A 6,307-nucleotide genomic window follows, 5' to 3' on the forward strand; every position below is an offset into this window, starting at 1 on the left:
GTGTGCCCGTTTATTTAGGCGGCCAACCGTTCGGTCAGCTGCAGGATCTCGTTGATTTCAAGTGGGCTGAACACGCCACGGATGCCTTGCGGATGGATGACCGTGAAGGGGGCGTTGATCAGGTCCTTCTTCTCCACCTTTTCGCGCTCGATGATGAAGCCCTTCAGCAGATTGAGGAATTCCATCTGCCGGCTGCTGAGCGTGGTGTGGGCGCGAATGAATTGGTCAAAGGCGGCGCTGACCTCGTCCGGGAAGCTCTTGAGCACTTCAATACCCAGAATGTGGCGGATGAACTGGATGAAGCGCGCCTTGCGATTCTTGTAAACCTGACGCAGCAGGTCTTCGGTGATGTGAGGGTGTTCTTCGTGCAGCAGTTCGGCTAGTTCTTTGGCCTCTTCGCTGCTCACTGTCTCGCCGTTCTTGATCTTTTGCAGCACCGGGTTGTGCGCAGTGAGTTCGGCGATCAGATTTTCCACCATTTCGCGGTAGCGGGTGATGCTGACCGCCTCGTGCTGTGGGCCGAACTCCACCCATTCCTTCTTGTGCAGCTCATCGGCCAAATCGAGGTGGGTTTGCTCCTGGCCGCTGGATTGCTCGCGGAATTTCATCAGCGGGCCGAGCTTGGCGACCAGTTCGTCGAAGGCGTCTTCATCCGCCTTGGCCCAGTAGTGGCTGGTTTGCGCAGCGCGGATCAGCGCCTCTTCCTGCTTGACGAAGCCGACCGAGAGTGGCAATTCGCCGATCTGCTCGACGATGCCTTCCTTGAGGGTGTCGGCTTGTTCCTTCTCCTCGCTCAAAACGGCCAGTGAATATTCCAGCAGATCGCGCTCGAAGCGCATAGCCTTGAAATCGGCCTCGGACACGGTGCGGAACAGCGGCTTGATTTCTGCGCGCAGGAACTCAAGGCGCTCGTGGCTGAGGCTGATCCAGAAGTTGTCATCGTCCAGCTGTGCCAGCGCGGCGGCGGCTTCCTTGATCACCACCGACTCTTTGGGTAACACGGCAATCTGCAGGCGGAGCTTGGCGACTTCACGCGTGGCGATATCGGCATGGCCGCTGTCATTGGCCTTTTCAATCTTGTCGAGGCGCAGGCCCACCAGCCGCACCGGGAGCGGCAACTGCGGTTTAAGCTCCTTACCCTTGGGGTTGAGCTTGAAGTATTCGAAATTGTCCCAGCAGTCGAGGATCAGGAACACATCCTTCTCAAGGCACCAGGGCTTGGGCTTGCTGGTTTCCAGCAGGCGTGTGCCGCGCCCGACCATCTGCCAGAACTTGGTGTACGAGTAGACTGGCTTGGCGAACACGAGGTTGACGATTTCGCGCACATCGATGCCGGTGTCGAGCATGTCCACGCTGATGGCGATGCGAGGCATGTCGTTGTTGGTGAATTGATCGAGCAGCCCACCTTTGCCGTAGACGCGCGGGTCATCCGACACCAGCACCTTTGCAAGCTCACCGTGGTACTGGGGATAAAGCTTGTCGAAGATTTCTTCCATGCGCCGGGCATGGGCCTTGGTGGCGCAAAAGAAGATGGTCTTGCCTGGCAGCACGCCGTTAGCGTCCTTGATGGCCTCCTCCATGAATTCGCGGACGATCAGGGTGTTGGTGCCCTTGTTGATCACCTGCTTTTCAAGCTGAGTGCCCTCGAAGTTGATGTCTTCAACTTCCTTGCCCTGGAGGATCAGCTTCTTCTGGTCTTCCAGCGAAATAGTTCGCTTGCTGATGCCCTCCATCTGGAACTTGGTCTGAATCTTCATGACCTGGAAGTTGCAGAGGTAGGGCGGCACGTTGTTCACGGCTTCTTCATAGGTGTAGGCAAACGTGGGAATGCCATCTTCGCAATGAAAAAGCTGGAAGGTGTTGTGGTCGATGATGTCGGTCGGCGTAGCCGTGAGGCCCAGCGTGATGGTCTTGAAGTAGCCCAGCACTTCGCCAAAGGTGTTGTAGATGGAGCGATGGCTTTCATCGACGACGATGAAATCGAAGAAGTGCGGCGACAGGTGCTGTGCATCGTCCCGGATAATGTTGAGCATTGTCGGGTAGGTGGCGACATACACACGGCGATCCGTCGCGATCAGCTTTTCACCCACATTGGGCCAGCGCGGCTCGTTGGGCATGTGCTCCTTGAAGGCGGCCAGTGCCTGTTCACGCAACGCTACACGGTCCACGAGGAACAGCACTTTTTCTGCATGGCCAGCCCGCATCAAGGCATCGACCATGGCGATGCAGGTGCGGGTCTTGCCGGTGCCGGTGGCCATCACCAGCAGGAAATCGCGCTTCTTCTGTTCGATGCCTTCGAGCACCGAGCGTATCGCGCGAATCTGGTAATCACGTTCGGCAATCGAAGTGTTGATGAATTCCTGCGTCAGCGGCTTGCGATTGCGACGGATGTAGGCGAAGCGCTCTAAGTCATCGCGGGTGGGAAAGCCGACAACCTTGCGGGGCGGTGCATTCTCGAGATCCCAGAAAAAGGTTTCGAGGCCGTTGGTATAGAAGCAGAATGGCAATTCGCTGCCCAGTTGCTTCTGAATGTTGTAGCAGTACTGCTTGGCTTGCTCACGACCAAGAGCGGCATCTCGGAGGGTTTTTTTGGCCTCGATCACGGCCAGGGGCTTACCGTCTTTGCCCAGCAGAACGTAATCGCTGAACTGATGGCCCTGATACTGGGTGCGCGGCTCGGCCCCCCCCTCTGTTAACGCAGTGAGGATGTCGAATTCTTCGATAACCTGAGTCGGGTCTTTGACGTTCCAGCCTGATAACGCGAGTTGCTGGTCTATAATTTCGGCTCGCGTCTGTGCTTCGGTCCTATTCATTCCCTTCCCCAAGTTATCCAAAGCCCAGCGAAAACCCCTCTGAACAGCGTAGGGCTCCTTTCGCCAGCATTGTATCAATCGCTGGCATTTAGCGGCGAACAGCGGCGATCTCAGGCAAAAAAAGGGCGCCTCTCGGCGCCCTCGTTCTCTCAACTCATTCCCACTCAATGGTCGCCGGCGGCTTCCCCGAGATGTCATAGACAACCCTTGAAACCCCCCGCAACTCATTGATGATCCGGTTGCTCACCGTACCCAGGAACTCATACGGCAGATGCGCCCAGTGCGCGGTCATGAAGTCAATCGTCTCCACGGCCCGCAGCGCGATCACCCACTCATAAGCACGCGCGTCACCCACCACGCCCACCGACTTCACCGGCAGGAACACGGCAAACGCCTGGCTGGTCTTGTCATACAGATCCGCCTTGCGCAGCTCATCAATGAAGATGGCATCGGCCTTGGCCAGCAGCTCGGCGTATTCGCGCTTCACTTCGCCCAGGATGCGCACACCCAGGCCCGGGCCCGGGAACGGATGGCGGTAGACCATGGTGCGCGGCAGGCCCAGCTCGACGCCCAGGCGGCGCACTTCGTCCTTGAACAGCTCGCGCAGCGGCTCCACCAGGCCCAGCTTCATGTGCTCCGGCAGGCCGCCCACGTTGTGGTGGCTCTTGATCACATGCGCCTTGCCGGTCTTGCTGCCGGCCGACTCGATCACGTCCGGGTAGATAGTGCCCTGCGCCAGCCACTTGGCGTTCTTCAGCTTGTTCGATTCTTCGTCGAAGATCTCGACGAACAGGTTGCCGATGATCTTGCGCTTGGCTTCCGGGTCGCTCACGCCTTCCAGCGCGGCGAAGTAACGGTCGGCGGCATTCACGCGAACCACCTTAACGCCCATGTGCTCGGCAAACATCGCCATCACCTGGTCGCCTTCCTGCCAGCGCAGCAGGCCGGTATCCACGAACACGCAGGTCAGTTTCTCGCCGATGGCCTTGTGCAGCAGCGCGGCCACGACCGACGAATCGACACCGCCGGACAGGCCCAGGATCACTTCGTCATCGCCCACCTGTTCGCGCACGCGGGCGATCTGGTCGTCGATGATGTTGGCCGCGGTCCACAGGGTCTGGCAGCCGCACACGTCCACCACGAAGCGGCGCAGCAGCGCCTGGCCCTGCAGGGTGTGGGTCACTTCCGGGTGGAACTGCACGCCGTACCAGCGCTTTTCTTCGTTGGCCATGGCGGCCACCGGAATGCGGTCGGTGGTGGCGGTGATGGTGAAGCCCGGCGGCGCAACGGAGACGTGGTCGCCGTGGCTCATCCAGACATTCAGCTTCGGCTCGCCGCCGTGGTCGCTCAGGCCCTTGAACAGTGCATCGGGGTTGATCACGTTCACTTCGGCGTGGCCGAATTCGCGCTGGTCAGCGGCTTCTGTGGCACCGCCCAGCTGCGCGGCCAGGGTCTGCATGCCGTAGCAGATGCCGAAGATCGGCAGGCCGCTGTCGAACACTTCCTGCGGCGCGGCCGGGGCGCCCGGCAGCGTGGTCGACTCCGGGCCACCGGACAGGATGATGCCCTTGGCGCCAAACGCCGCGATCTCGGCCGGGTTGTGGTCCCAGGCCCAGATTTCGCAGTAGACGCCCAGCTCGCGGATGCGGCGGGCGATCAGCTGCGTGTACTGCGCGCCGAAATCGAGGATCAGGATCTTGTCGTTATGGATGTTGGTCATGGCGCCCTGGCAATGCAGTAGGGAAAACGAAACTTCGAATGCTTTTTCAACAGCAGATAGAGAAAGAGGAACGGGAATCAGCTTCCTCGTTCCTCTTTGCCCGGCCCGCGTCAGGCGCGGTAGTTCGGCGGTTCCTTGGTGATCGTCACGTCGTGGACGTGGCTCTCACGCTGGCCGGCGCCGCTGATCTTGACGAACTTGGGCTTGGTGCGCATGTCGTCGATGGTGGCGCAACCCACGTAGCCCATGGTGGCGCGCAGGCCGCCCATCAGCTGGTGGATGATGCCGCCCACCGGGCCGCGGTACGGCACGCGGCCTTCAATGCCTTCCGGCACCAGCTTGTCGGCGGTGGCAGCGTCCTGGAAGTAGCGGTCCTTGGACCCCTTTTCCATGGCGGCCAGCGAGCCCATGCCGCGGTAGCTCTTGTACGAACGGCCCTGGTACAGCTCGGTCTCGCCCGGCGATTCCTCGGTACCGGCCAGCAGGCCACCGACCATGATGGTCGAGGCACCGGCGGCCAGCGCCTTGCCGATGTCGCCCGAGTAGCGGATGCCACCGTCGGCGATCAGCGGGATGCGGTCCTGCAGCGCTTCGGCCACCAGATCGATCGCGGTCACCTGCGGCACGCCCACGCCGGCAACCACGCGCGTGGTGCAGATCGAGCCCGGGCCGATGCCCACCTTCACTGCGTCCGCGCCGCTGTCCAGCAGCGCCAGTGCGGCTTCGCCGGTGCAGATGTTGCCACCGATCACCTGCACGTGCGGGAAGTTCTTCTTCACCCAGGCAACGCGGTCCAGCACGCCCTGCGAGTGGCCGTGCGCGGTATCGACCACGATCACGTCCACGCCGGCGGCGACCAGCGCTTCCACGCGGCGATCGGTATCGCCACCCACGCCGACGGCAGCGCCGACCAGCAGACGGGTCGACAGGTCCTTGGCAGCGTTGGGGAAGTCGGTGTTCTTCTGGATGTCCTTCACGGTGATCAGGCCACGCAGGGCGAAATCATCGTTGACCACCAGCACCTTTTCGATGCGGTTGCGGTGCAGCAGCTGCAGCACTTCATCGCTGGCGGCGCCTTCCTTCACCGTGACCAGGCGATCCTTCTTGGTCATGATGTGGCGGACCGGATCGTCCAGCTCGGTTTCAAAGCGCATATCGCGGTGGGTCACGATACCGGCCAGCAGGCCGTCGCTGCCCACCACCGGCACGCCGGAGATGTTGTGCGCCTGGGTCAGGGCCAGCACGTCGCGGATGGTGGTTTCCGGACCGACGGTGATCGGGTCGCGGATGACACCGGCCTCGAACTTCTTGACCTTGGCCACTTCCGCGGCCTGCTGTTCCAGACTGAGATTCTTGTGGATGATGCCCATGCCGCCGAGCTGGGCCATGGCGATGGCCAGGCGGGCTTCGGTGACGGTATCCATGGCTGCAGACAGGATCGGAAGCTTCAGCTTCAGGTCGCGAGTCAACCGCGTTTCGAGGTTGACGTCCTTGGGCAGGATGGTCGAATGAGCGGGGACGAGCGAGACGTCGTCGTAAGTGAGTGCTTCAGCCTGGATGCGCAGCATCGGCATACCCGAGATGTGGGGAAGCGCGACATTTTACCCCTTTTTCACGCCCGATGGGAGGGGGTGGATGCGACGCAGTGTCGCGCGGGCAACGAACGGTTCAGGGGCCATCCGGGCCGGCGGGAATCGCGGGGCATCAATGCAACCACGGTAGCGGGGGGGGGGGGGCGGGCGCCCCCCCCCCCCCGGGGGGCCCCCCCCCGGGC

The 6,307-nt window shown here is 61.5% G+C and carries 3 protein-coding genes; all 3 read right to left on the minus strand.

Going from position 1 to position 6,307, the window contains the following annotated elements; all coding sequences use genetic code 11:
• Positions 1-14 precede the first annotated feature (14 nt).
• Positions 15-2,813, minus strand: coding sequence for a DEAD/DEAH box helicase family protein (locus tag IAE58_RS12300; RefSeq protein WP_199934116.1), 2,799 nt, complete (start codon positions 2,811-2,813; stop codon positions 15-17).
• Positions 2,814-2,967: 154 nt separating this feature from the next.
• Positions 2,968-4,533, minus strand: a complete 1,566-nt coding sequence (gene guaA, locus IAE58_RS12305; protein WP_005413109.1) for a glutamine-hydrolyzing GMP synthase — start codon at positions 4,531-4,533, stop codon at positions 2,968-2,970.
• Between the two features lie 110 nt (positions 4,534-4,643).
• Positions 4,644-6,101: an IMP dehydrogenase gene (gene guaB, locus IAE58_RS12310; RefSeq protein WP_108747812.1), complete on the minus strand. Its 1,458-nt coding sequence runs from the start codon at positions 6,099-6,101 to the stop codon at positions 4,644-4,646.
• Positions 6,102-6,307: the final 206 nt, after the last annotated feature.

The organism is Stenotrophomonas sp. S49 (assembly GCF_016624905.1).
Classification (GTDB): domain Bacteria; phylum Pseudomonadota; class Gammaproteobacteria; order Xanthomonadales; family Xanthomonadaceae; genus Stenotrophomonas.

What these genes read in the sequence shown, in the direction of transcription:
- IAE58_RS12300 (WP_199934116.1), bottom strand. Translation starts at nt 2,813, where the DNA reads ATGAATAGGACCGAAGCACAGACGCGAGCCGAAATTATAGACCAGCAA.
- guaA (WP_005413109.1), bottom strand. Translation starts at nt 4,533, where the DNA reads ATGACCAACATCCATAACGACAAGATCCTGATCCTCGATTTCGGCGCG.
- guaB (WP_108747812.1), bottom strand. Translation starts at nt 6,101, where the DNA reads ATGCTGCGCATCCAGGCTGAAGCACTCACTTACGACGACGTCTCGCTC.